At 65.6% G+C, this 26,591-nt stretch carries 19 protein-coding genes and 1 pseudogene; 9 read left to right on the forward strand and 11 right to left on the reverse strand.

The window, feature by feature from the left end; translation table 11 throughout:
• The first annotated feature begins 85 nt into the window (after positions 1–85).
• The 3 genes from AC5P9W_RS17545 (at position 86) to AC5P9W_RS17555 (ending at position 3,977) form a co-directional block, all read left to right on the forward strand.
• Complete coding sequence (locus tag AC5P9W_RS17545; protein ID WP_495219377.1) at positions 86–2,317, forward strand: RHS repeat-associated core domain-containing protein; 2,232 nt, start codon at positions 86–88, stop codon at positions 2,315–2,317.
• 1,037 nt (positions 2,318–3,354) lie between these two features.
• On the forward strand, positions 3,355–3,645 hold the full coding sequence (locus AC5P9W_RS17550) for a hypothetical protein (protein WP_100053429.1): 291 nt from the start codon (positions 3,355–3,357) through the stop codon (positions 3,643–3,645).
• Positions 3,642–3,977, forward strand: coding sequence for a hypothetical protein (locus AC5P9W_RS17555; RefSeq protein WP_241745043.1), 336 nt, complete (start codon positions 3,642–3,644; stop codon positions 3,975–3,977). The genes AC5P9W_RS17550 and AC5P9W_RS17555 overlap by 4 nt, the downstream gene beginning before the upstream one ends.
• Positions 3,978–4,173: 196 nt before the next feature.
• Here AC5P9W_RS17555 and AC5P9W_RS17560 read toward each other — a convergent pair whose 3' ends face one another.
• The 3 genes from AC5P9W_RS17560 to AC5P9W_RS17570 form a co-directional block, all read right to left on the reverse strand.
• Positions 4,174–4,884 carry a 2OG-Fe(II) oxygenase gene (locus AC5P9W_RS17560; RefSeq protein ID WP_014035427.1) on the reverse strand — a complete coding sequence of 237 codons (711 nt, stop codon included), beginning with the start codon at positions 4,882–4,884 and terminating at the stop codon, positions 4,174–4,176.
• A 108-nt stretch (positions 4,885–4,992) separates the two neighbouring features.
• A complete protein-coding gene (locus tag AC5P9W_RS17565; RefSeq protein ID WP_206621829.1) occupies positions 4,993–6,009 on the reverse strand; it encodes a class 1 fructose-bisphosphatase in 1,017 nt (338 codons plus the stop codon).
• 340 nt (positions 6,010–6,349) lie between these two features.
• The gene (locus AC5P9W_RS17570) at positions 6,350–7,552 is read right to left on the reverse strand and encodes an amino acid aminotransferase (protein WP_111099267.1); all 1,203 of its coding nucleotides are present in this window, start codon (positions 7,550–7,552) and stop codon (positions 6,350–6,352) included.
• A gap of 171 nt (positions 7,553–7,723) precedes the next feature.
• On the opposite strand from AC5P9W_RS17570, the gene AC5P9W_RS17575 reads away from it, so the two are divergent.
• Positions 7,724–9,814 (forward strand): TonB-dependent receptor family protein, encoded by a 2,091-nt coding sequence (locus tag AC5P9W_RS17575; protein ID WP_206621830.1) that lies wholly within the window; start codon positions 7,724–7,726, stop codon positions 9,812–9,814.
• Positions 9,815–9,894: 80 nt separating this feature from the next.
• On the opposite strand, the gene AC5P9W_RS17580 is transcribed toward AC5P9W_RS17575, so the two are convergent.
• Positions 9,895–10,233, reverse strand: coding sequence for a hypothetical protein (locus AC5P9W_RS17580; RefSeq protein WP_005411772.1), 339 nt, complete (start codon positions 10,231–10,233; stop codon positions 9,895–9,897).
• A 147-nt stretch (positions 10,234–10,380) separates the two neighbouring features.
• On the opposite strand from AC5P9W_RS17580, the gene AC5P9W_RS17585 reads away from it, so the two are divergent.
• From AC5P9W_RS17585 to ligD, 3 genes and pseudogenes are all read left to right on the forward strand, one after another.
• Positions 10,381–10,779 (forward strand): hypothetical protein, encoded by a 399-nt coding sequence (locus AC5P9W_RS17585; RefSeq protein ID WP_021204615.1) that lies wholly within the window; start codon positions 10,381–10,383, stop codon positions 10,777–10,779.
• Between the two features lie 139 nt (positions 10,780–10,918).
• Positions 10,919–11,839 carry a non-homologous end joining protein Ku gene (gene ku, locus AC5P9W_RS17590; RefSeq protein WP_021204616.1) on the forward strand — a complete coding sequence of 307 codons (921 nt, stop codon included), beginning with the start codon at positions 10,919–10,921 and terminating at the stop codon, positions 11,837–11,839.
• A 109-nt stretch (positions 11,840–11,948) separates the two neighbouring features.
• Positions 11,949–12,896 (forward strand): annotated as a pseudogene (gene ligD / locus AC5P9W_RS17595) (non-homologous end-joining DNA ligase); the annotation flags it as partial.
• Between the two features lie 75 nt (positions 12,897–12,971).
• Here ligD and AC5P9W_RS17600 read toward each other — a convergent pair.
• The 4 genes from AC5P9W_RS17600 to AC5P9W_RS17615 all read right to left on the reverse strand — a co-directional run bounded on the left by AC5P9W_RS17600 (position 12,972) and on the right by AC5P9W_RS17615 (position 16,237).
• The gene (locus tag AC5P9W_RS17600) at positions 12,972–13,364 is read right to left on the reverse strand and encodes a hypothetical protein (protein ID WP_111104123.1); all 393 of its coding nucleotides are present in this window, start codon (positions 13,362–13,364) and stop codon (positions 12,972–12,974) included.
• Positions 13,365–13,467: 103 nt separating this feature from the next.
• Entirely contained in the window at positions 13,468–14,496 is a 1,029-nt protein-coding gene (gene adhP, locus AC5P9W_RS17605; RefSeq protein ID WP_021204618.1) for an alcohol dehydrogenase AdhP, read from the reverse strand.
• A 96-nt stretch (positions 14,497–14,592) separates the two neighbouring features.
• A complete protein-coding gene (eda, locus tag AC5P9W_RS17610) occupies positions 14,593–15,231 on the reverse strand; it encodes a bifunctional 4-hydroxy-2-oxoglutarate aldolase/2-dehydro-3-deoxy-phosphogluconate aldolase (RefSeq protein WP_111099265.1) in 639 nt (212 codons plus the stop codon).
• Entirely contained in the window at positions 15,218–16,237 is a 1,020-nt protein-coding gene (locus AC5P9W_RS17615; protein ID WP_026346897.1) for a sugar kinase, read from the reverse strand. The genes eda and AC5P9W_RS17615 overlap by 14 nt, the downstream gene beginning before the upstream one ends.
• 285 nt (positions 16,238–16,522) lie before the next feature.
• Between AC5P9W_RS17615 and AC5P9W_RS17620 the strand changes: the two genes are divergently transcribed.
• Both AC5P9W_RS17620 and AC5P9W_RS17625 read left to right on the forward strand, forming a co-directional pair.
• The gene (locus AC5P9W_RS17620; protein ID WP_029550752.1) at positions 16,523–19,273 is read left to right on the forward strand and encodes a TonB-dependent receptor; all 2,751 of its coding nucleotides are present in this window, start codon (positions 16,523–16,525) and stop codon (positions 19,271–19,273) included.
• 138 nt (positions 19,274–19,411) lie between these two features.
• Complete coding sequence (locus AC5P9W_RS17625) at positions 19,412–23,215, forward strand: LamG-like jellyroll fold domain-containing protein (protein WP_111099264.1); 3,804 nt, start codon at positions 19,412–19,414, stop codon at positions 23,213–23,215.
• 34 nt (positions 23,216–23,249) lie between these two features.
• On the opposite strand, the gene AC5P9W_RS17630 is transcribed toward AC5P9W_RS17625, so the two are convergent.
• Genes AC5P9W_RS17630 through AC5P9W_RS17640 form a run of 3 tightly spaced genes read right to left on the reverse strand, consistent with a single transcriptional unit; the run spans position 23,250 to position 26,482 of the window.
• Positions 23,250–23,837, reverse strand: a complete 588-nt coding sequence (locus AC5P9W_RS17630) for a cysteine dioxygenase family protein (RefSeq protein ID WP_111099263.1) — start codon at positions 23,835–23,837, stop codon at positions 23,250–23,252.
• A gap of 51 nt (positions 23,838–23,888) precedes the next feature.
• Positions 23,889–25,511, reverse strand: a complete 1,623-nt coding sequence (locus tag AC5P9W_RS17635) for a carboxylesterase/lipase family protein (RefSeq protein WP_111104104.1) — start codon at positions 25,509–25,511, stop codon at positions 23,889–23,891.
• Positions 25,508–26,482: an alpha/beta hydrolase gene (locus AC5P9W_RS17640; RefSeq protein WP_021204622.1), complete on the reverse strand. Its 975-nt coding sequence runs from the start codon at positions 26,480–26,482 to the stop codon at positions 25,508–25,510. The genes AC5P9W_RS17635 and AC5P9W_RS17640 overlap by 4 nt, the downstream gene beginning before the upstream one ends.
• Positions 26,483–26,591 lie beyond the last annotated feature (109 nt).

Consider the following 26,591-nt stretch of genomic DNA (forward strand, 5'->3'; position numbering starts at 1 on the left):
AAACGTCTTTCAGTCGGTCGAGAACAACAAGGGAAGTTGCGGTCGCAGCGTCTGCGAACGCCCTCGGTAAGAAAGGACCATCCATATGCCAGCACTGACGCTTGCCCTGATCGGGCTGAACGCTGTTGTCTCCGTCAACACATATGAGTACGACGAACTGGGCCGCGTGATCGTCGAGCGCGGCAATGGGGTACAGAACGTACGCTATGCCTATGACGCGGAGGGACGCGTCACCCAGGTGACCGATTCGCAGAATCGCGTCACCCGAATGAGCTACGATCCGCGTGGACGCCTGATCAAATCAATCGACGCCGCCGGGGGCACGACCCAGATTGCCTACGACCTGGCAGATCGCCCCATCCGTGTGAGCGATCCCCGCAATCTCGTTACCACCTACGAATTCGATGGTTTCGGCCAGATGTGGAAACAGGTGAGTCCGGATACGGGAACGACACAGCACCAGTACGATGCTGCAGGTCTGCGGACATCGACGGCGCGGGCCGATGGCAGCGTCGTCTCCTTCGGCTACGACGGTCTGGGACGAATGACTTCTGCGAGCGCAGAAGGCCGAACAATGGGTTATAGCTACGATTGGTGCGGCAACGGTAAAGGTCAGCTGTGCGGCACTTCAGGGCCCGGAACCGCCACCCATTTTGCCTATACACCGAACGGACAGCTGCAGATACGGCGCGACTTCACCGATTTGTCTGGTCAGAAGACGGACTACAGCACCACCTATGGATACGACGGCATCAATCGCCTGAGCCAGATCACCTATCCCAACGGTGACAAGGCGACCTACACATATGGCTCCCAAGGAAAACCAAGTGCGTTGATGGCGACGGTCGACGGGACTCAACGCTCAATCATCTCCCAGGCCAACTGGAAGGTCACGGGAGCGCATGAGTGGCTGGCCTATGGCAACGGGCTTGCCCGGGGCTACAACCATGATCAGGAGGGGCGGCTGACCGCAATGTCGGTCTGGGGACCCAATGGCAGCAAGGTCAGCTATTGGGACTATCAGTACAGCGGCGATGGCGAAATCACCGCCATTGTCGACGCTGTCGACCCGAACATGACCCAGTTGATCGGCTACGACGCGTTGAGTCGTATGACCAAGCTGACCCGCTTCGGTGTCATCAACAATCTTTCCTACGATGCCGGCGGCAATCACGACCGCTATCAGGCAGGCAATCAGCTGACCCAATACAGCATCGACCCGGGGAGCAACCGGGTGCTGAACTACACCAACCAGGACGGCAGCCGTCAGTACCAGTACGACGCATTGGGAAATCGTATCAGCGAGACCGCAGGCAGCCGGATCAGCACCTATGAGTACAATGCATTCAATCGCATGAGCCGCAGCAACATAGGTGGCACTGCGACTGATTACGTGCTCAATGCGCAGGGGCAGCGCGTTGCAAAGATCAACCAGAACACCAACAGTCGCTACTTCTACGTTGGCCAAAACCAGCTTATGACCGAGCTGAACAATGGCGTGTGGACCAACTATTTCTGGTTCGAAGGTGAACTGGTGGGTTTGGCTCGCAGCGGGCAGCACAATTATGTGCATACCGATCATCTTGGACGCCCGGAGTTCGTCACCAGCCCGAGCCAGCAGACCGTCTGGAAGGCGTACAACTACGCCTATGGGCGCAGTGTCCAGAAGGATGAGATTGGCGGGTTGAACATTGGCTTCCCGGGCCAGTACTACGATGTGGAAAGCGGCCTCTGGTACAGCGGCTTCCGCGACTATGACGCGAGCATCGGCCGGTATGTGCAGAGTGATCCGATCGGGTTGGCAGGTGGCGCCAACACCTACGCATATGTTGGTGGCAATCCCATGAGCAATGTCGATCCTCTCGGGCTTATCGCATATGCATGTACCAAATCAGGAAATAATGTTGGCATCGCTTTGCCTATCAATTTCCAGAATGGAAGCAATGCTCAGGCGGCTGCGATGGCCAGTGCAATCGAAAAGGCATGGACTGGGAGATTCGGGAAGTACCAGGTCACGACGGTTGTCATGCAAATGGACAAGTACGATCCTGTCAGAACCAACGCCGTGTCGATTCGCCAGGGCGATCATGAGTCTTGGGTAAATCGGGTGTGGATGAATGAGGGCGTATGGTATCTGCCTGGACAGTGGGGCGCAGCCACCTTCGCTCATGAAGCAGGGCATCTGATGGGATTGCCTGATTACGGAACCGGAATCATGGGCAGAGTGATTAACATGAACTCCGTCAATGAAAAAAACATAGAAGACGTATTGAAGGTGGGCAATGAGGCAATTATCAAAGGGTGTGGGTGCAAATAGGACCGCCATACTGTGCTGTTTAGTCGCTTATATGATGCTGGGCTGCCACGCCAAGGAGCTGGCCCCAATAAGTAAGCGATTCAACGTATGCGCAGAGGTTCAATCTGGCATGCGCTTTCAATCCGACGCTCCTGGGCCTGACTTTGAAACCGGGGTGTTCGTAGACGGGAAGCGCCGTATTGACGTACTGATTGGTGGACATCCCGGCTTCACAATCGGCGAGCGCCGCCGTGGAGAGTACGCCAAAGGCGAGTTCACGCTGATTGCAGTGCACGATGGACCAGAAGGTCAGAGTGCGCTGTTCGCGATGGCAACTGGACAGCCCCAGGGGCCACTTTTTGTTCGCCTAACGACGAATGGCAGTGCGCAAAGGCCCAACGAGTTCAGAGATGGATTTATTAGGAAGTGCCGGTCAGACGGGAACAATCAACATTAGTCGCTGCCAATTCCCATATCTCTATACAGAGTGGAGCACAGCATTAGGCTACTGAGGGAGTGGCCATGCAGTGCCGGAGACGAATACGGGCTGGGACGATGTGTCCTCGATTCGAAAGGCTGCATTGAATCGAGGACACATCATTCGATCTACAGTGCACATGTCGATGCAAGGAAATCTCTGTCGAGAAGGCCAAGTGTATGGCAAGGCTGGGTCTCCAATCCCTGGCTATCCCTTGTCCCTCCCAATAGTCGGGTGAATCAGTCTACGCCCAGCAACTTTTCCGTGCTCTGGACATGTTGAGGTTGGAAATCAAATTCCTGAGGTTTCATTTACGGCTGGACGAAGATGAATTTTTCTCCAGAGGTGAGGGCGCAAGGTGTAGCTCCCGTCCAAGGATCTCTCAGCAGGAGCATTGTTTCCATGGATCGGTCGGCTATGGATGAGGCCAGCGTAAGAGAGCTGATTTCGATGTTTCGACACCATGGAATAGACATGCGCAAGCTGCGCGAGCTAGAGACGAAAGAGTTCAGCATCATGGATGCGAAGCATATCCGCCTACTGGTTCAAGTCGATGCTTCCGGATCCATGAGCGCATGAAATGAAGATCATCTACTGGCTGGGCATCGCGTTCCTGTGGATGCTCCCATTGAACTTTCTTCTACTGACAGCGGCCAAATTGCTGTCAGCGGATCCGCTAGGCAGCGAAGAGCTGGTCGGCCTCGGCATGGCCGTATTTGGTGGGGCAGCGGGAGGGATCCTGTATCGACGTCGTCCTCGCAAGCGACCCGGTCCGTCGAGCATCAATGATCCGGTGCTCGGTGCAAAGACGACTGAAGCCTTGCGGGATTCAAGTGGCGGCGAACAACGGCAGTCGGGGAATGGGCCATGAAAAAGGTACCGCTGCGCCATCTGCTCCTGTGCGCTGTCATTGCGGGCCTGATAGGCGGTACCTATCTTTCAATGTTCGGATCCACCGGAGGTGCCGATTGGACCGGAAAGCCAACAGAAGCAGAACTGCGCGCTGCTACCGAGACCTTTGAACTTCCTTCAGGGAGCCATCCCACGAACGTTAAGTTCTTACCGAAGGTCACGTTCTTGGGGCCGTCTTCGACGCCGAACTCGAATCTGATCCAGAGCAGATCGCCGCTTTCTTCATCAAACAAGCCGCAGAGAAGCGGTGGCGACTGCAGAAAGACAAACGGCAGCGCCATTACAGATTGATGGTCTTCTGCGAGGATCGCCTGGCGCGCTCGGTAGAGCTGACGACAAGGGGCAGTACGGTGAAGCTCTATGGAGGAACCTACTGGGACTCGGACAGGGGCGGCGACTACTACTGCTATCCTGAGGCCCGGTAAACCACCGACGGCATAACGAACTTGCCTGGATATCGGCTCCAATCGGGAGAAGTACGATGACCTCACCCTCCCCCAAACAACTTCTGCGCGCTCTGGAACAGGATCCAACTCGTCGCGATGAACTTGTCCCCGCCCTGCGGGCGATTGCCACGATGGGTATGGGTGAACGCCGTCGGCGCAATCAGCAGGCTGCCGGTGCGTGGTGCGATCTTCCGCCCCTGGAACAGGAACTCGGTCTCGCCTTCGTCAAAGTCGTCGTTGAGGTACAGCGTCCACAACACGTGTCGGTGCAGAGTCTCGGCCTGCGCATCCTTCGGGTACAGCTCGCAGTGCCAGTACGGATAACCGCCCTCGCCCGCTGCGTACCACTGCAGGTTGATCGCACCCGGGCGCAGGCAGGTGCGGGCCAGGTCGGCCAGCTGCTGCGGCGGCATGTCAGGGAAGTCCTCGGCAGACAGGCGTCGCGGTTGGCCGTTGCTGTCCTGGATCTGCAACATCAGCGGCGCAATCAACGCCTGTGGATAACGGCGTAGATAAGTCAGCAGGCCGTTGAACACCGCGATCTGCAGCTGCTGGTCGACATCCTGCCAGCCGTCCAGGCCACTGATGCGCAGATCCTTGCTGTGCTTGAGTTCCGGGAACACGCCACTGCCCACGGCACCGGGCTGCAGGCCACGCGTGGCGCGCAGGCGTTCAACGATGGCCGCGCAGACCTCGCTGGGGACGGCGTTGTGGATGACTTCGATGAAATCGACCGGGCCCTGCTCGTGCATGCGTGCATTCCTTAGGCGGCAACGGCTTGATGGTGCCGTTTGCCGCCCTTGGTGTCACCCCACGGTCATGTCATCGAACTGCCATGACGTCTGTCAGGCGATAGGCCGTCAGCCCTGTGCGTCGTCGTGCGCGTGGTGGTAGCGCACGGCTTCGGCCACTTCCTCGCGCGAACCCAGGAACACCGGCACGCGCTGGTGCAGGTGGTCGGGCTGGATGTCGAGGATGCGCTCACGGCCCGTCGAGGCGGCACCGCCGGCCTGTTCGACCAGCAGGCCCATCGGGTTGGCCTCGTACATCAGGCGCAGCTTGCCGGCCTTGGACGGATCCTTCTTGTCCCACGGGTAGATGAAGATGCCCCCGCGGGTCAGGATGCGATGCACGTCGGCCACCATGCTGGCGATCCAGCGCATGTTGAAGTTCTTGCCGCGCGCGCCTTCCTTGCCCGCCAGCAGGTCGCTGACGTAGGCCTGCATCGGCGCTTCCCAGTGACGCTGGTTGGACATGTTGATGGCGAATTCCTGGGTGGCCGCCGGAATCTGCATGTTCTCGGTGGTCAGCACGAACTCGCCCTTCTCGCGGTCCAGAGTGAAGGCGTGGCTGCCATGGCCGACGGTCAGCACCAGCTGGGTGCTGGGCCCGTAGATGCAGTAGCCAGCGGCGATCTGCTTGCTGCCCGGCTGCAGGAAGGCGTCATCGCCCGGCAGTTCGACATTGGTCGGGCAACGCAGCACCGAGAAGATGGTGCCGACGGAGACGTTGACGTCGATGTTGGAGCTGCCATCGAGGGGGTCGAACAGCAGCAGGAAATCACCGCGCGGATAGATGTCCGGCACCGGCTGGCTGTGGTCCATTTCCTCCGAGGCGCAGGCGGCGAGGTGGCCACCCCAGGCGTTGGCTTCAAGCAGGATCTCGTTGCTGATGACGTCCAGCTTCTTCTGCGCTTCACCCTGCACGTTGCCGGTACCGGCATCGCCGAGCACGCCACCGAGGGCGCCCTTGCTGACGGCGATGGAGATGCTGGTGCAGGCGCGGGCCACCACGGCGATCAGCTGGCGCAGGTCGGCATTGATGCGGCCGGCGTGCTGTTCCTGGATCAGGAAGCGGGTCAACGAAGTACGGGACATGGGCGGGCAGGTCTCGGCAGCGGGAAAACGCCTATTGTCGCCCGTATGGCGGGGGCGTGCGTGAGCGCGGGAAGGCGTAATCGTTTCCAGATGCGTTGCGCTCGTGGCGCCTTCCTTTTGTCGAGGCTCGCGGGAGGGGAAGGCGATGCAGGACACGCTGCAAGTACGTCCCTGTAAGCTCGATGGCGCCATCCATGGCGCCAACGGTCCTGCATCGCCTCCCCCTCCCGCGAGCGTCAGGGTTCCCCGCGAGCGCGGTGGGGATGGCAAAGGCAAGAGCAGGAGCAAAAAACAAAGGCGCCTTTCGGCGCCTTTGTCCTCAAGCCACTGGAGCGTTGCTTCAGCCCTTGGCGACGGTGGCCACGGCCTTGGCGACGTATTCCAGGTTGTTCTGGTTCAGCGCGGCCACGCAGATGCGACCGGTGCCGACGGCGTAGATGCCGAACTCGTCGCGCAGGCGCTCGACCTGCTCACGGCTCAAGCCGGAGTAGGAGAACATGCCGGCCTGCTCGTTGATGAAGCCGAACTGCGGGGCACCTGCAGCGGCCAGCTTCTCGACCAGGCCCTGGCGCAGGGCATGGATGCGCTCGCGCATCTCGGTCAGCTCCTGCTCCCACATCGCGCGCAGTTCCGGGTGGGTCAGCACGCCGGCCACCAGCGCAGCACCGTGGGTGGATGGGCTGGAGTAGATGGTGCGGATCACGCGCTTGACCTGCGACTGCACCGCCTTGGCGTCAGCGGCGGTCGGCGCCACCATCGACAGCGCACCCACGCGCTCGCCATACAGCGAGAACGACTTGGAGTACGAGTTGGCGACGATGAAGCTGTCGATGCCGGCTTCGGCGATGATGCGCACCGCGGCGCCGTCCTGCTCGATGCCCTTGTCGAAGCCCTGGTAGGCCATGTCGATGAAGGGGAACAGCTGCTTGTCCTTCAGCAGCTGTGCGACCTGCTTCCACTGGGTGACCGTGAGGTCGGCACCGGTGGGGTTGTGGCAGCAGGCGTGCAGCAGCACCACGGTGCCGGCTTCCAGCTTGCCCAGGTCCGCCAGCAGGCCGTCGAAGTTGACGCCGTGGGTGGTCGGATCGAAGTAGGTGTAATCCAGCACCTCGAAGCCGGCCGCGCTGAACACGGCGCGGTGGTTTTCCCAGCTCGGGTTGCTCAGCGCAACGGTGGCGTGCGGCAGCAGCTTCTTCAGCACGTCGGCGCCGACGCGCAGCGCACCGCTGCCACCAACGGTCTGCGCGGTGGTCACGCGGCCAGCGGCCAGCAGCGGCGAATCCTTGCCGAACACCAGCTCACGCGTGGCCTGCGTGTACGCCGGCAGGCCATCGATCGGCAGGTAGCCGCGCGGTTTGGCTTCAGCGGCGAGCTGCTGCTCGATCTGCTTGACGGCGCGCAGCAGCGGAATGCGGCCGCTCTCGTCGTAGTAGATGCCCACACCCAGGTTGACCTTGGTCGGGCGGCTGTCGGCGTTGTACGCCTCGGTCAGGCCCAGGATCGGGTCGCCTGGGACCAGTTCCACGTTTGCAAAGAAGGACACGGCGGTACTCGTTCGGTAGACGGAAAGGGGGAGGAATTGCGCCACGCGGTTCGCGGCTTTTCGGCCGGAAACAGCCCATCGTAACAAAGCCTGCCGGGGCTGGCCGCCGCCATCGTCATCCGCGGCCCCGTACCATGGCGTGCGTTGCCGCCCGATCCATCAACCTGAATCATGAATCCCGCCGCACGACGCTGTTGCCTTCCGCTGTCTGCCCTGCTGCTGTCGCCCTGGACAGCGGTGGCCGAGCCTGCGCCCACCGCCCTGCCTGCGGTGCAGGTACAGGCCGCACGGGTGCCGGGCATCGACCCGTTCGCGCTGCCGGCCAGCCAAGACACGGTCTGGATCAATGCCAGCCGCGCTGGCACCGGCGCGCAGCTGTCCGAGGCGCTGGCCGGGGTACCGGGGCTGCTGGCGCGCGACCGGCAGAACTTCGCGCAGGACACGCAGCTGTCGATCCGTGGCTTCGGCGCGCGCTCGACCTTCGGTGTGCGCGGGGTGCGGGTGTTGATCGACGGCGTGCCGGCCACCATGCCCGATGGCCAGGGCCAGCTGTCACACGCCAGCCTGCTGGGCGCCGAGCGCATCGACGTGCTGCGCGGGCCGTTCTCGGCGCTGTACGGCAACTCCTCCGGTGGCGTGCTGCAGGTCTGGAGCGCGCAGGGCCAGGCCGGCGACCCGTGGCGGTTGCGGCTCAACGCTGGCGCCGACAACACGCTCAGTGTCGGCGCGCAGCTGAAGGGTGCCGGCCAACTGCTGGACTACAACATCGCCGCCAATCACCTCCGCACCGATGGCTGGCGCGACCACAGCCGTGCGCGCCGTGAATCGCTCAACGCACGCATCGGTGGTGCGCTGGGCGGTGGGCGGCTGGAGCTGTTGCTCAATGCGCTCGATGCCCCCGATGCACAGGATCCGCTGGGCCTGACCCGTGCCCAGGTGGCGGCTGATCCGCGCCAGGCCACGGCGGTGGCGCACCCGTACAACACCCGCAAATCGGTGCGCCAGCAGCAGGCCGGCCTGCGCTGGACCCGTGAAACGGGAGCGCAGCGCTGGCAGTTGATGGGCTATGCCGGGCAGCGCGCGGTGACCCAGTTCCTGCCCATTCCGCCCACGGCGCAGGCCAATCCGCTGCATGCCGGCGGCGTGATCGATCTGGACGCCGGCTACGGCGGGCTGGACGCGCGCTGGGGCTGGCACGGCGATCTGGCCGGGCGACCGCTGGACCTGGTGGCCGGGCTCAGCGCCGACCGCCAGCGCCAGCATCGGACCGGCTACGAGAACTTCATCGGCAGCACGCTGGGCGTACGTGGGCGCCTGCGCAGAGACCAGATCGACACCGTGCATAACGTCGATCAGTTCGCGCAGGCGTGGTGGCAGTGGAGTCCACGCTGGTCATTGCTGGCTGGCCTGCGCCACAGCACCGTGCGCTTCGAATCCGACGACCGCTACATCATCGGCCGCAACCCGGATGACAGTGGCCGCCGGCGCTACCAGGCCACCACGCCGGTGGCCGGGATCAGCTTTGAGGCCAACCCGCAGTGGCGGCTGCATGCTGCGGTCGGCCGCGGTTTCGAAACCCCCACCTTCAACGAACTGGGCTATCGCGCCGACGGGCAGGCGGGATTGGCACTGGACCTGGCGGCCGCCCGCAGCCGCAATCTGGAGATTGGCAGCAAGTGGCACGCGCAGGGCGGAATCCAGCTCGATATCAGCCTGTTCCGTGCAGATACCGACGATGAGCTGGCCGTTGCCAGCAACACCGGGGGGCGCAGCACCTATCGCAACATTGGCCGCACCCGCCGCCAGGGCGTGGAACTGCAGTACCGACAGCCGCTGGCCGAGCAATTGGAACTGCAGTTGGCCTGGACTTGGCTGCAGGCGCAGGTGCGCTCGCCTTACCTGACCTCGAACAACGTGGTCGCGGCGGGCAGTCGCTTGCCGGGTGTGCCGCGCCAGCAGGCGTTCGCACGCCTGCAGTGGAGCCCCGCCGACTGGCAATGGGCTCTGGAGGCCACGGCCAGCAGCGATACCGTGGTCAACGACGTCGCCACCGAACGGGCGCCGGGCTTTGCCCTGTTGCACGTGGAGGGCGGACGCCGCTGGACCCTGCCCAGCGGTGAACTGCGTGCTTTCGCGCGGCTGGAGAACGTGCTGGACCAGGCCTACATCGGCTCGGTGATCGTCAATGACGGCAACGGGCGCTTCTATGAGCCGGGACCGGGACGGCGAGCCAACGTCGGCCTGCAGTGGTCGTGGCGCTGAGTTGGTAGTGCCGGCCGCTGGCCGGCATCGCTTTGTGTAGGGCAGCCCAGACGTTGCCGGCCAGCGGCCGGCACTACCGGTCAGTCGGGGGCCTTGGCCGGCACGAACGGCGAGGTCGGGTCGCTGGCCGGGAACGTCTCCTCCAGCGCCTCGTCCTGGTTGTCGCTGGCGCGCTGCTTGCGCTCGCGGCGCTTGAGCGGGCTCTCCTGGCCACCCCGGTGGCGGTCACCGCCATCCTTGCGGTCCTGGGCGGCCTGTTCAGCCTCGTGCTTCACCGGCAGGTGGTCGTGCTCGGCATCGAAGAACGGCGCGCCGGTGCCGCGGTAGTCGGCGTTGTCGGCATCGCGCTTGCCGCGCTGCTCGCCGGGAATGGGCGGGTGGTTCTCCCGCAGCGGGTCTCGCGAGGTCTCTCGGCTCATGGTCTGGTACCTGCCCTTGGGGGGATTCCACTACACCGCCCCGCAGGTAAAGCCGTTGCGAACCTGGCGTCATGAACATCTCGCTCACCCCCCGGTAACGGCACCGCGCGTATTCCTGCCCACCCGCCCCCGCTGCAGGAGCCGTCCATGCCCCGTCTTGAACGACCCGCACCGTCCGTGTTCAACGCCCTGCTCGATCCACTCGGCCAGCGCACTGCCCAGCGCCGCACGCGCCGCCAGGAAGATCCGCAGGCGGTGGCGCAGGACTACCTGCAGTACATGATCAGCGACTACGAGGAGAGGCGTGGCCAAAGCCACCGCAACTGGCGCGATCTGTGCCCGGTATATGCCTTCGCGCTGACGACCCATGCTGCGGATTGGCCACGCGGTGATGCTGCCGATACCTGCGAGGAACTGGCCGAGCATTGGGAACAGATGCGCGGGCAGTCGCGGCTGGGCTGGTCGCAGGCACGCCCGGTCGTGGAGGACGCCTGGCGCGCGCTGGACCATATCCCGGCGGCGGCGGTGAGGCCGTTGCTGCAGTAGTGGCGGGCACTTGAAGCAGCCGAGCGCGGGCTCGGCTCTACAGCCAAGTGGTCGCGCCACCTGACGTGCACGGCACGGACACGGTTGGTTTACGCCCTCCGGCCCACGCTGGGCACCCTGCCCCGCCAAAGGTACGCCCATGGCCCGCCCGATCTGGACTGGCACGCTCTCGTTCGGCCTGCTCAATGTGCCGGTGTCACTGATGTCCGGAGAGCGCAAGGTCGATCTGCAGTTCCGCATGCTCGACTCCCGCGATCGCAAGCCGATCCGCTTTGAGCGGGTCAACGCCGATACGGGCGAGGAAGTTCCCTGGAAGGACATCGTCAAGGCCTACGAGTACGACAAGGGCAGCTATGTCGTGCTGGAGGAAGGCGATATCCGTTCGGCGGCACCAGAAAGCCACGAGGCCGTAGAAGTGGAATCGTTCGTGGATGCATCGCAGATCGATCCGCGCTACTACGAGAAACCGTATCTGCTGGTGCCCGGCAAGAAGGCCGAGAAAGGCTATGTGCTGCTGCGCGAGACCCTGCGCAGCACCGGCAAGGTCGGTATCGCGCGGGTGGTCGTGCGCACACGCGAGTACCTGTGCGCGGTGATGCCGCATGAGGACGCACTGGTGCTGATGATCCTGCGCTATCCACAGGAACTGGTGGATCCGGAGGAGTACAAGCTGCCCACCGGCAAGCTGTCCGACTACCGCATCACCAGCAAGGAAACGGCGATGGCCGAACAGCTGATCGAGTCGATGGCCGGCGACTGGGATCCGTCGCAGTATCACGATGAATTCCGCGAGCGCCTGCAGCAGGTGTTGAACAAGCGCATCAAGTCCAAGGGGGGTACCACGCGGGTCGACGATGAGCCTGCACCGCGCGAGGACGCCAGCACCAATGTGGTCGATTTCATGGCGCTGCTGCAGAAGAGCCTGGATGCCAACAAGCGCACGCCAGCGAAAAAGACGGCAACGCGGAAAGCAGCCACCAAATCCACGGTAAAGAAGGCAGCCAAGAAGGCTGCGAAGAAAGCTGCAAAGAAGACCGCTGCACGCCGCAAGGCAGGTTGAGCATGTCGTTGGAGCAGTACCGGCGAAAGCGCCGACCTGGCGGCGGCGCAGGGCAGACGCCGGCGCCTGACGACACGCCCGCGCAGGGTGATCCGACGCGGCGGCCTACCTGCGCCAGGCTGGTTTCAAGCGGCTGCGCAGCGACACGCCGAAGGAGGACCTTGGAATGAACATCGCAGATACCGAAGCTGGAGGCGAGGTCCAGATTACTCATCCGGAGCGGGTGGTTTTTCCAAAGCAGAAGCTGACCAAGGGCGCCGTGGCCGACTACTACCAGCGCATGGCGCGCTGGATCCTGCCGGAAATCAGCGCGCGTCCGCTGTCACTACTGCGCTGCCCGGACGGCGTCGGCAAGGCCTGCTTCTTCCAGAAGCACCATGGTGCCGGCCTGGGCGATGCGGTACATGCGGTGCCGCTGCAGCAGAAGAGCGGGCGCGAGGATTACGTTTACATCGACGACGCACGGGGCCTGCTGCAGCTGGTGCAGATGAACACCCTGGAGTTGCATCCCTGGGGTGCAACCGTCGCCGACCCCGAGCATCCGGATCGGCTGGTGTTCGATCTTGACCCTGGAGAAGGCGTCAGCTGGGCACAGGTGAAGGCCGCTGCGCGTGACGTCCGTGACCGCCTGCAGGAGGCCGGCCTGAAGAGCTTCGTGCGGTTGTCCGGTGGCAAGGGCGTGCACGTTGTGGTGCCGCTGAAGCCCAGGGCCGACTGGGAACAGGCCAGGGTGTTCTGCGAGGCATTTGCCCGGGCGATGGCGGAGCGCGCGCCGGACCACTACGTGGCGACCATGAGCAAGGCCAAGCGTGGCGGCGTCATCTTCATCGACTGGCTGCGCAATACGCGGGGCGCCACCAGCGTGTGCTCGTGGTCGCTGCGTGCGCGTGAAAGTGCCGGTGTGGCGGTACCGCTGCGCTGGGAGGAACTGGCACGCGTCGGTGCGGCCGATGCGTTTTCGATGGCCAAGGCGCTGGCGCGCGCGAAGCGGCTGAAAGCGGATCCGTGGCAGGGCATCGATGCGCTGAAGCAGACGCTGCCGCGGATGGACCTGTAGAGCCGAGCCTATGCTCGGCTGCCTGTGTAAATGTGCATGAAAGCCGAGCACGGGCTCGGCTCTACAGGGGCGGCATCACCTTGCATCGCGCGAGGGACGACGGCCAAACCACCAGCCGGCCAGCAATTGCAGCGGCAGCGACGCCAGCAGCGAAATGACGAACCAGAGCGGGAAATCCGCACTCGCCGTCCACATCGCGTAGCCGCAGCCCAGCGCGATCAGCGACCAGATCGAGAAGCCGTGCGAACGCGGCCAGCAGGGCGCGTAGTAGGTAGCAAAGGCGATACCCGCGATGCCACCGAGCACGCTGAAGGCCAGGTCCCAGCCCAGCTGCGCGCTGTTGTTGTCCGGCGGCATGCCCAGCAGCGGCGGCAGCCAGCTGGCGACGCTGCTCACCAGCGCAAGTGAAAGTACACCGCCGAGCAGGGCAACGATGGACAGGAACAGGATCTTGAGCACGCCGGGCATGCGCGCATTGTACGGCCGCGCGGGTGCCCGCTGGCGATGAATCGGCATGGCCGCCGCGTCCGTGGGAGAGGGGGACGGAGCGGCGGCGGCCATGCACGGAGGGTCAGGCGGCGAAGTCCAGTACGACGCGGCCTTCGATGGTGCCTGCGTGCATGCGTGCGAACACGTCGTTGATGTTTTCCAGGCGATCGGTGCTGACGGTGGCGGCGACCTTGCCCTCGGCAGCGAACTGCAGCGATTCCTGCAGGTCCAGGCGGGTGCCGACGATCGAGCCGCGCACGGTGATGCCGTTGAGCACCATGCCGAAGATATCCAGCGGGAAGTTGCCGGGCGGCAGGCCATTGAGCGAGACAGTGCCGCCGCGGCGGACCATGCCCAGTGCCTGCTCGAACGCCTTCGGCGACACCGCGGTGACCAGTGCACCGTGTGCGCCACCGATCTCCTTCTTCAGGAAGGCGGCCGGGTCGGTGGTACGCGCGTTGACGGTGACCTGCGCGCCGAGCTTCCGCGCCAGCGCCAGTTTGTTGTCATCCACGTCCACCGCCGCCACGTTCAGGCCCATTGCGCGGGCGTACTGCACGGCCATGTGGCCCAGGCCACCGATGCCGGAGATCGCCACCCAGTCACCGGGCCTGGTGTCGGTGACCTTCAGGCCCTTGTAGACGGTCACGCCGGCGCACAGCACCGGCGCGATCTCCACGAAGCCCACGTCCTTTGGAAGCAGGCCGACATAGTTGGCATCGGCCAGTGCGTACTCGGCGAAGCCGCCGTTGACCGAGTAACCGGTGTTGCGCTGCGTTTCGCACAGCGTTTCCCAGCCCCCCAGGCAGTGTTCGCAATGGCCACACGCCGAGTACAACCAGGGGATGCCGACCCTGTCGCCTTCCCTGACGTGCCCGACCCCGCCACCCACGGCCACGACGTGCCCCACGCCCTCGTGACCGGGGATGAACGGCGGGTTCGGTTTGACCGGCCAGTCGCCCTCGGCGGCGTGCAGGTCGGTGTGGCAGACACCACAGGCCTCGATCCTGACCAGTACCTCGCCCGCCCCCGGGCGTGGTACCGAGACTTCCTCGATGACCAGTGGCTTGCCGAACTCACGCACGACAGCGGCCTTCATGGTGGAATTCATGTTCGGATCTCCGTAGTGCGCTTGCCCACAGAATGACGCCGGCACGAGGCCGGCGCTTTGATCACGATCAAACCTTTGAAGATCCGTGCGTCGGGTTCAGCTGGCCAGCACCGAGGCCTCGCGGGCGAGGCGCTCGATGGCCTCCCAGTCGCGGGTCTGCAGCAGTGCCGGCGTGGTCAACCACGAGCCACCCACGCACAGCACGTTGGGCAGGTGCAGGAACTGCGGCGCGGTCTGCGCGCTGATGCCACCGGTCGGGCAGAAGCGCACGTCGGCGAATGGACCGTGCCAGGCCGCCAGCAGCGCGGCACCGCCGGCCTGCACGGCGGGAAAGAACTTGAACGTGTCTTGGCCGTGCTCCAGGCCCAGGATCAGGTCCGAGGCCGTGGCCGCACCGGGCAGGTACGGCAGGTCGGCATCGCGCGCGGCCGCGTACAGTGCCGGCGTGGCGCCGGGGGACACCGCGAAACGCGCTCCGGCCTGCTTCGCCGCCTGCATCTGTGCCGGGGTAAGCACGGTGCCGGCACCGATCACCGCGTCCGGTACGGCCTCGACCATGGCCGTGATCGCGTCCAGCGCCTGCGGCGTGCGCAGGGTCACTTCGATCACCGGCAGGCCGCCGCGGAACAGGGCCTGGGCCACTTCGACCGCGTCATTCACGTTTTCGGGGGTGTACACCGGAATCACCGGTGCCAGTTTCAGGACCGCGCGTACGCGCGGATCAGCGGCGGACATCGAATCGCTCCTCGCCCATCAGGGCCAGCACGTCAGCTTCGCTGACAGGATTGAAATCGCCGGGGATGGAGTGCTTCAGCGCCCCGGCGGCCAGGCCGAACCGCACGGTGGCGTCGGCATCAAGGCCGGACAGGATGCCATGCAGGATGCCGGCCGCGAAGGCATCACCGCCACCGATGCGGTCGACGATGCCCTGCAGATGACGCAGTGGGGCCTGTGCGCGGGTTCCGTCGCAACCCAGCAGCACAGCGCCCAGCACATGGTGGTCCACGCTCAGCACCTGCCGCTGCGTGCAGGCCATCCACTGCAGTTGCGGAAAGGCACCGAACGCGGCGGCAGCGGCCGCGTCGATCCGCTCCATCAGGTCCGGCTGGGTGAAGCGGGTGCCCAGTACGACCTCCATGTCGCGGTAGTCGGCGAACACGATGTCGGCCTGCGCGAACAGTTCGCGCAATACCGCCTGCGCATCGCCTCCCCAGCGCTGCCAGAGGCGGGGCCGGAAATTGCCGTCGAAGGAGACGCGGACACCGGCCTGTCTTGCCGCGCGCGCCGCCGCCAGCGTGGCCGCCGCCACGTGCGGGCCCAACGCCGGGCTGACCCCGGAGACGTGCAGCCACTGCGCGTCCTGCAGCAGCGCTGGCCAGTCGTAGTCGGCTGCAGTGCTGCGCGCGAACGCCGAATCCGCGCGGTCGTAGACCACTTCGCTCGCGCGCTGTACCGCGCCGGTGGTGAGGAAGTACAGGCCCATGCGGCCCTCGGCGTCCTCGCGCACACCGCGCGTATCCACGCCGTGCCGCCGCAGTTCACCCAGTACATGCGCCCCCAGCGCATTGCCGGCCACGGTGCTGACCATGGCCACCTGATGTCCAAGCCGGGACAGCGAGACACCCACGTTGGCTTCGGCCCCTCCCACATGGACCTGGAGTTGCGGCGACTGCAGCAGCAGTTCGTTGCCGGGGGCACCCAGGCGCAGCAACAACTCTCCAAAACACACGATACGACCCATCTCAGCTCCTTCACGCGTGCCACCAGCATGGGACACTGCATGGCGTGTAAGTGGACCACGCGAGGGGCGTGGCGATTGGCTAGCGGTGTCATTCTAGACCGAAGACGCCTTGAGAGCGCTTGGGCGATATGTCGAAACCTTTGTCCTGCAAGCGTCTTGGAGACATTGCAAATCTGTTGCGGTGCAAGATGCCCGATCCCGGTGGTGCTGCTAACGTCGGTTTTGACTAGCGGTGTCATTTCGCCGCGCAGCTGCGATACCAGACCTTTGGGAGAGGGGAAAGGCATGCAATCTCGGATCCATGGAAAAAAGACACCGGTTACCTTGCTGGCCCTGGGGGTGGGACTCGCCCTGTCCACCAGCGCGGCCGCCCAGCAGCAGACCGCTACCGACCTGGACACGGTGAACGTCACAGGCTATCGCGCCAGTGTCGAAAAGGCGCTGGACATCAAGCGCGGCGAGGCCGGTGTGGTCGATGCCATCGTCGCCGAAGACATCGGCAAGTTTCCCGACCTCAATCTGGCTGAATCGCTGCAGCGCATTCCGGGCGTGGTGATCACGCGCGAAGCCGGCGAAGGCCGCAACATCTCGGTGCGCGGCCTGGGCCCGGATTTCACCCGCGTGCGCATCAATGGGATGGAAGCGCTGACCACCGTCGGCGCCGGTGACCAGAGCGGTGGTACCAACCGCGGCCGCGGTTTCGACTTCAACGTGTTTGCCTCGGACCTGTTCTCGCAGCTGGTGGTGCGCAAGACCGCCTCGGCCGACGTCGAGGAAGGCTCGCTGGGTGCCACTGTCGACCTGCGCACCGCGCGCCCGTTCGACTACGACGGCTTCACCTTCGCCGCAAGCGGCCAGGCCGGCTACAACCAGATGGCCGAAAAGGCCGACCCGCGGCTGGCCGCGCTGGTCTCCAACACCTTCGCCGATGGTACCTTCGGCGCTCTCCTGTCGGTGGCCTACTCCGAGCGCCAGGCACTGGAGGAAGGCTCCAACACTGGCCGCTGGGCCAACGGCCCGAGCAATGGCAATTTCGCTGCGTCATCGCCGTTCGCCGCCGCACGCGCCGCTGATGTATTCCACCCGCGCTTCCCGCGCTACGTGCAGATGGAACACGAGCAGAAGCGCCTGGGCGTGACCGGCTCGCTGCAGTGGAAGCCCAGCGATGCCAGTGAAGTATCGCTGGACATGCTGTACTCGAAGATCGATGCCACCCGCGACGAGCAGTACATCGAAGCGATTTCCTTCAGCCGTGGCAGCAGCAGCACCCCGCGCCTGGTCGGCAAGCCGAGCACCATCGTCAGGAACGGCGAGATCCGCAACGGCGCGCTGCTGTACGGTGAATTCGACAACGTCGACATCCGTACCGAGAACCGCCACGACGAGTGGAGCACCGAGTTCAAGCAGATCAGCCTGAACGGCCAGCACCGTTTCGGCGACGACTTCACCGTGTCCGGCAAGCTGGGCATCTCGCGCTCCAGGCACGAGAATCCAGTGCAGACCACCGTCATCATGGACAAGTACGACGTCAAGGGCTACAGCTACGACTACCGTGGCAACAGCCGCTTCCCGATCCTAAACTACGGCATCGACCCGACCGACCCCAACGGTTGGGAACTGGCGGAAATCCGCCTGCGCCCGCAGTACGTGGACAACGACTTCGATACCGGCCAGATCGACTTCAACTGGAACATCAGCCCCGGCTTCCGCCTGAAGGGCGGCGTGCTTGCCAAGGACTACACGTTCAAGACCACCGAACTGCGCCGTGCCAGCGAACTGGCCGTGCCGACCTTCGCCAGCGGCAGCAGGATCGTGCCCGTGGACATGATCAACCAGGCCGGCCTGAAGGGCATCAATGGCAATCCATCCAACTGGGTGGTGCCGAACCTGGATGCAATCGCCGACCAGTTCGACATCTACAGCAACAGCGGCATCTATGCCGTCGCGCCGCGCGCCAACAACGTGCGCAGCGTGGAAGAGAAGGACCGTGGTGCCTACCTGATGGGCGAGTTCAGCACCGAAATCGGCTCGCTGCCGCTGTCGGGCAACTTCGGCGTCCGCTACGTGCGCACCAGGCAGACCTCCACCGGGCTGTCGACGCTGGCCAGTGGTACCACCTCCACCACCGCCACCCGCACCTACGATGACACCCTGCCCTCGTTCAACCTGGTGGCCGAGGTCACGCCCGATTTCCTGATCCGCCTGGGTGCGGCCAAGGTCATGACCCGCCCGGGCCTGGGCAGCCTGACGCCAGGTGCAACCGTGGCCGTGGCCGGTGGTGCGCGCACCATCTCCAGCGGCAATCCCAACCTGGACCCGACGCGCGCCACCAATGTCGACCTGGGCTTCGAGTGGTACTTCGCCGAAGGCGCGATGGCGGGCCTGGGCCTGTTCTACAAGGACATCGAGACCTCGGTGCAGACCCTGCGCGAGAACCGCCCGTACACCGACAGCGGCCTGCCTGCCGAACTGCTGACCGGTACCGGCGCCTCGCCCACCGACGACTTCACCTTCACCCGGCCAGTCAATACCCCCGGCGGTGAGCTGTACGGCGCCGAGGCGAACTACACCCAGCCCTTCACTTTCCTGCCGGGCAAGTGGTCGAACCTGGGCGTGCAGCTGAACTACACCTGGGTCGAATCGAAGATCCAGTACATCAACTCGGCTGGCCAGCCGGTGATGAAGAACGATCTGCTGGGCCTGTCCAAATCGTCATGGAACGCAACGCTGTTCTACGAAGGCGAGACCTTCGCTGGCCGCGTCTCCGCCACCAACCGCGATGACTACCTCACCCAGGTGCCCGGTCAGGAAACCGGCTTCAACCTGGACGGCTACCACGGCATGACCGGCACCACGGTCATTGATGCGTCCATCCGCTACAAGATCAGCGACCAGCTGGAACTGAGCCTGGAAGGCATCAACCTGACCAACGAAGCCTCGGATGAATGGGTGTACTCGCCCGCCACCGGCCGCCTGCCACTCCAGTACACCGAAACCGGCCGCCAGTTCCTGCTGGGCGTGCGCTACAAGTTCTGAGCAACGCCGGCGGCGCGTACCGATACGCGCCGCGGTTCGCCATGACCGCTGCTGCGCCGCAAGGTGCCGCTGCGGCGTGGCCTTGCTACGGTCCGGCGGCCCGCCGCCGGCCGTCGCCCGTTGAAAGGAAATGTCTCCATGCCGCACCGCACGACCGTGTCCCGCTGCCTGCTGCTGGCAGTGGCCCTGGCTGCAGGCCCCGCGACGGCCGCCGCCGATGTCCCCACCCTGCTCTTCCATGTGGATGCCAATCACGGCCTGCAGGCCGTGACCGCTCACGGTGAGGCCGTAGCGAACTTTCGCGACAAGGTCGCGGTGGTCGACGACGGCCAGCATGGCAAGGCCATCCAATGGGAAGACGACGGCGTGCTTGCCTGGGACGCGCCGGGCAACATCCTGGCCCAGCGCGGCACGCTGGCCTTCGACTGGCGTTCACGCTACGCGGTGGGTGAAGCGCCGTTCGTGATCTTCCGCGTCGGCTACGCCGACCACAGCAGCTGGGACATGGCCTGGCTGCGCATCGACTGGAACGGGCACGGCTTCGATGCCTTCGTCACCGATGCCAACCTGGCACGCACACGCGTGTCGTTCCGCATGGATGCACTGCCGCGTCCCGACCAGTGGTTGCACCTGGCCTTCGCCTGGGATGAGGACCACGGCGTGCGCCTGTTCATCGATGGCCGCGAAGTGGCGCGCGCGCAGGCCACCGGCAATTACGATGCCGCGCTGGACCAGCTCGGCCTTGCCGGGCGGGTAATGGCACCGTACCAGGTGCAGAGTCGCTACAACTTCCTGCGTGGGAGCGATTTCCAGCACATCCGGGTCTACGACCGCATGCTGGATGCGCCGGCGGTGGCAACGCTGGCGCGCGGGCGCGAGCCAGCCAGCGCCGTGGCGATCGGCGATCGCACGCGCGCCTGGCGCCACCGCTTCGGCTGGGAAGGGGCTGCACCCCCAGCGTTGGCGGCCGGCGGCACCCGCATCCGCAAGATCGAATTCGCCGACACCCGCGACCTGAAGGCGTGGATGTGGAAGGCCACCGATGGCATCGCCGAAACCACCTGGCCGGGCGTGTACAACCGCTCGCGCCTGCCCGGCCGCAATGACTACTTCCAGCTTCCGGACTGGAACACCTATGTGGAAGGCGGCCAGCACCTGGACCTGACCCTGCCGGCCACCGAAACGGTGAACCGGGTGGAGATCCGTGGTGCGGCCTTCGGCACCCTTTCCCACGGGCCCGACGCCGGACATGCCACCGACGTGCTGGTCACGCGCCCGCGCGGCGTGGTGCGCAGCGTCGACGACATTGCCGCGCAGCGCGGCGGCGTGCTGCGTTTCAGCAACGTCGAGCAGGAAACACCGATCCAGGAAATCTGGGCCTACCACGTGAGCGAGGGCACCGAGCCGGAAGGCACGGTGAAGCAGACCTACATCATCGACAGCCGGGCGCTGCCCGACTACACCAACCTGGACGCATTGCGCCGCTACATCGACGGACGTTTCCCGGCCGCCGAACGCAGCACGGTGATGGCGCTGCCGAAGGGCGCTGGTTCCCGCCGCCGGGATGCCGGCACCCTGCCCGCACATCCGCAGCCGATCGTGCACGTGCTGATTCCTTCCGGGGTGGGTGACGCGCCGGCCAACCAGCCGCTGATCCGCAGCTGGGCCTACAGCTGGGAGAACATGCACGACGGCCTGGACGGCGTGGCCATCGACCTTCCCGCGCTGGACCTGCCGCCCACCCACGATGGACTGATCCCGCTGAACATCCGCATCAAGGATCCGATCTGGCCGGCGCGCGACATGATCGATGTATCGGTGTCGGTGCCGCCACGGCAGGCGCGCACGCTGTGGCTGGACCTGCGCGATCGCATCCTCACCCCGGACAGCCTGTGGCTGAGCATCGCCTCGGCCGCACCAGGCTTCGATGCCGATGCCCTCGACGGTGCGCAGGTCCGGCTGGTGTTCAAGCCGCGTGCCGACGCGCTGAAGGAGCACGTGGCCGACCGCTTCAACCAGGTCCGCGACAACTGGGGCTTCCTGGTGGAAGAGCACACCACGTCCAAGCGCCAGCGCCTGTACGCGCGCGTGTACGCGGACCTGAGCGACCTGCTGCGGGTGGATCCGGACCATGAACTCGGCCGCCTGTACTGGAACTACATCAGCTACAACAGCCAGGGCCGCCCGCCCTACACGGCGCCTGCCGTGCCCAGGGGCGTGCCGGCGTGGGCATTCAACCAGGTGCAGGACCTGGCGCAGGTGCGGCAGTTCGTCGACTGGTGGATCGACGAACGGCAGGTGGCCTACGGTGACTTCGGTGGTGGCATTTCGGACGATTCCGACCTGACCCAGCAGTGGCCGGGGCTGGCCCTGATGGGCGTGCAGCCGGATCGATTGAACGCCTCGCTGACCGCGCTGTCCGACGCGGTGTACCGCAACGGCATGTTCAGCAACGGCTTGAGTACCATCGAGACCGACGAGCTGCATTCCTATGAGGAAGGCATCAACACCAACAGCGCCATGCTCTACCTCAACTGGGGCGATCCGCTGACGCTGGAACGCCTGATGGAAACGGTGAAGGCCTTCGACGAGCGCATCATCCTGCGCAACCCGCAGGGCCACCTGCTGTTCTCCAGCAACTGGTTCGGTGGCAACAAGGTCTACCGCGAACCGAACTGGCAGTGGCAGAAGCCGTATTCTTTCCCGGTGCTGCACCCGGCGTTCCTGCTGGGCCAGTACAACGCCGATCCCACCGGCCGCGGGCTGGTGATCGGCCTGGCCGATGGCTATCTGGCCCACGCAGGCAAGGACGACAAGGGACGCTTCACCCTGCCCAACGAGATCAACTGGGCCAGCGGTGCCACCCGCGGCGGCGAGTTGAACAACGGCTCCGGCAGTGGCGACACGATGCACACCTTCTGGGCGGCGTGGCGCTGGAGCGGCGATGCGAAGTACCTGCAGGCACTGGACTACCGCGTGGCCCGTGGCGGTCCGGGCGCACTGGCCAACCTGGGCGAGAACGTCGTGGACGTACTGGGCCGGCAACAGGACTGGTATCCGCTGCTGCGCGCCGAGGCCGACGCGGGAAAAACCGGCTTCGCCAGCCTGATGGCCTGGCAGGCCAGCGGCGACAGGTCATACATCGCCGCCCTGCATGCCGACGGCCTGCAGGCGAAAGTGCAGCGCGCGTACATGAACACCGAGGGCCACTGGTGGTCCGACCGCGTGGAAGCGCCCAGTGAATTCCTCCAGCGCGCACGCCTGGGTGGGATCGCGCTGAAGCGCAACCAGAGTTGGCCCGGCCACACCGTCAGCTGGCGCTTCGACCGCGATGGAGCGGCCGAACAGGTCGCCCTGCTGGTGCATGCGCCGTCGCGTGAACGTTTCACCGTTACCAGCTACAACCTGGGCACGCGCACCATCGGCGCCGACATGACCGGCTGGAACGTGGCCAGCGGGACCTGGCGGATACGCAGCGGCGTGGATGCCGATGGCGATGGCCACATCGACGGCACGCCCGCCGAACGCCGCGTACAGCTGGAAACCAGCGCTTCGGTGGCGCTGCAGTTCCGTCCCGGGCGTACCGAGGTGTTCGAGTTCGAACGCGTGTCCGAGGGAACACCGGTGGAAACACGGCCGGACCTGGGCGTGGGTCGCGGCGACGTACGCATCGACGGCAGCCAGCTGCAGGTGACCGTGCACAGCCTGGGCCATGTCGGCACCGGCGTGGCCGTAGCAATGCTGGAAGACGCGCGCGGTCGCGAGATCGCCCGCACGGACGTGCCGGCACTGGGGGCACCCCGTGACCTGCAGCCGAAGACCGTGCAGGTCTGGCTGCCGTTGCCGGCCGGTGACCGCAGCGGCCTGCGCGTGCGCGTGGCGCTGGCCGACGGTGGCGAGGAAGTGACCCGGCTCAACAACGTGGTCGGCGTGCCGCGATGATGCCTGCATTACGCCGGGCGTGATCCGGCGTGGGTCAGGACGCCTCGGTCTCCAGCCGTTTCATCCGGCGCTGGTACCAGCCATCATCCAATGGCTCGAACACCGCGCTGCGTTCCATCACGCCCTCGTAGACATGCAGCGACACGGCCACGTCCGCGTCGCTGGCGTTGCACAGCGTGTGGTACTCGTGCGGCGGAATCAGGCTGCCGGCACTACCGCAGTGGCCGTACAGCGTGGGCTGGGCGGCAAAGCGATGACGTTCGCCATCCTGTTCAATCAGCGCATAGGGAGTGACGATCAGTTCGCCCTGCCAGACGCCTTCCACGCACCACATCGCATCGTGGTCGTGCAGCGGCGTGCCCTGGCCTGGGCCCCAGCACATGGCGATGACGCTGTAGCCCAGGGTCGGGCTGCGGTGCAGTTCACGGCGTGCGTAATGCCCTTCGACCGGGCGCCGCACGCAGGGGGGCAGCTGGATGGACGGATCGACGATGGCCTCGCGCAGCACCTGCTGCAGCGCACCGGTGATGGCCTCCGGCGTGCCCAGCATCACCGCGGCATCGATCGCAGCGAACAGCCGCTCCCGGCCGGTGAATGACGGTGGCAAGGACATCGTTCCCATGCCCCGACTCTAGCCGAGAGGGGTTAACAGAATGTTTGCACCGCGGTGTCATCACTGCGTGCCGCGCTGCACGAACGGTACTTTTGCATACAGCGCACGTTCGCCGGCACGAGGATCGTCCACCACGCTGCTCTGGCGATCAAACAGCATGGTCTGCCGCCGGGGCAGCGCGTAGGGGGGCCATTGCGGCATTCCGCGATGATTGGGGTCGCCGTTGCGCGCGAAGGCGATCAGTGCGTCGCTCATTGTCGCCGCCAGCGTATGCGCGTCCGCGCCGCCACCGGTGCGTGCGCCGGGCAGGCCGGCGTTGTCGAACACCAGCGGGATGTCCAGCGTGTGGAAGGCGCGCAGCCGGCCTTGCTCCACCGGTGAGCCCCAGTCCAGCTGGTAGGCCCAGGTGGGCGCGGCCCCGCTGGGCTGGCGCGCACGCGCTTCCAGCTCCTCCACTGCGCCGCGCCAGGAACGTCCTGCGGTAGTGGCCGCGAAGAACACCTCCGAAGGCGTGTAATGCGGGTACAGGCGCCGGTACTCGGCGATCACCGTCTGCGGCAGCAGATCCACGAACTGCTGGCGTTGCAGCTGTGCCGGCAGCGTCTCCCAGGTCAAGGTGAAGTTGGCCGGATCGTTGCCGAGGAAGGCACGGGTCTCGTCGCGCGTATTGCCGATGACCATCGGAATGCTGGCCGACTGCCGCGGCGCCTGCGGCCAGAACGGATGCACCGGAAGGGAGACTTCGTCCAGTACCGGCCCGAAGTACAGCGACGTGCTTTCCACCCGCGATGGATCGCGGGCACGGGTGGCTGCAAGCAGATCCGTGGCCGGGAGCCGCAGCAGGGCAGACAGGTCCTTTGCACCCACTGCCTCCATTGCGATGGCAGCGCGCTGCGCGGCGGCACGCGGGCCGGCCGCGGTGACCTGCTGCCCGCTCATCGTCCACGCGCGCTGGAACAGGCCGCGTGCCGCCGGCATCGCCATCAGCGTGGCGATCTTGGCGCCGCCCCCGGACTGGCCGAACACGGTGATGTTTCCAGCGTCACCGCCGAAGATCGCCGCGTGCTCGCGCACCCACTGCAGCGCCTGCACCAGGTCGAGCTGGCCGACATTCCCCGACGCGGCGTAGCGTGCGTCGCCAAGTGCGCCCAGGTACAGGTAACCGAAGGTGTTCAGCCGATGATTGAGGGTCACCACCACCACATCGCCGCGGCGGCACAGCGCACTGCCGTCGTACAGCGGATCGCTGCCGGAGCCGTTGTTGAACCCACCCCCGTGTATGTAGACCAGCACCGGGCGGCGACCGCCATCCCCCAGTGCGGGGGTCCAGACGTTGAGGAACAGGCAGTCTTCGCTGCCGGGGCCTTCCGCGCCGCCCTGCGGTGCGGCCGCGCCATAGTCCAGTGCATCGGCGATCCCGTTCCATGCCGCTTCCCGGCGTGGTGGCTGGAAGCGATGGGTGCCGGTATCGGCGCCGTAGCGCACGCCGCGGAATACCAGCACGCCTTGTTCATGCTGGCCGCGCAGGCGCCCCCCGCGCACGCGGACGATCGGCAGGCGTTCGTCGCGTGCAGCGGGCATCGCCGCTGCCGGCAGTGCCACCAGCGTGGCCGTGGCCAGCGCCCAGCGCGCGCTGTCGCGCAGGAAACGGCGGCGCTGCAGATCGTCGGGTGCTCCCGTCATCGGCTGCGCTCCGCATCCTTTCCTGCTGTCAGCCATGCCTGCGCCAGCGCTGGCCACTGCGCCAAGGTGGAGCCGGGCTGCAGGCGCATGCCGAAGCCGTGGCCACCATGGGCGAACACATGCAGTTCGTGCTCGACGCCCGCCCTGGCCAGCGCCTGCGCCATCACCTCGCTGTTGTGCACGCTGACCACGCGATCGTCGTTGGCATGGATCAGCATCGTCGGCGGCATGTCCGCACGCACGTGCTCCTGCACCGAGTACTGCGTCGCCAATGCGGGGTCAGGGCGCTCGCCCAGCAATCGCCCGCGCGAACCACTGTGCGCATGCGCGCCCATGTCGATGACCGGGTAGACCAGCACCGCCCGTGCCGGGCGCGCGCTCAGCTGATCGATCGCATCGCGTGCGGGATAGACCGGCGCATCGAAGCCGGTGGCCAGCCGCGCAGCCACGTGGCCGCCGGCGGAAAAGCCCATGACCGCCACATTGTCCGCCTCCAGGCCGCGGCGCGCGGCCTGGTCGCGCACGACCCGCAGCGCACGCTGGGCATCGGCCAGCGCCGCCTGGCGGTCCCTGCCCGGCTGCGGCAGGCGGTAGCGAAGCACGAACAGGGTGAAGCCTGCCCGCTGCACCCAGTCCGGCACCAGCGCGCTGCCCTCCTTGTCGATTACCACCCGCTGGTAGCCGCCGCCCGGAATGACCAGCACCGCCTGCCCGTTCGGACGTGGCGGCGCGTGCACGATCATGTATGGCGCATCGATCCCGTCCACGAACCGGTCCGGATGGGCCGGATCGGCGCTGCGCTCAACCACCCGCGCCTTCCGTGCCGGAGCGCTCTGGCCAGGTACCTGGCCGTCCGGCCACAGCGGCAGGCGTTCGCCCGCCACCTCCCCGGCAAGCCGCTGGCCGTCGCGCAGCGGGACGTCGCTGGCACGTGCCGGGGCAAGCGTCAACAGAACGCACAGGAACAGCACAAGAGGGGGCAGACGCATGGCGGACCGGGCTCCAGCGAAGGGTGGGCAGCGTGCCGCAGGCGCCCCGGAAGCGGGTGTGATGCGCTGCGGCTTGCGTGATGACACCGGT

It is taken from the genome of Stenotrophomonas sp. YJH_SMC_33 (assembly GCF_059372295.1).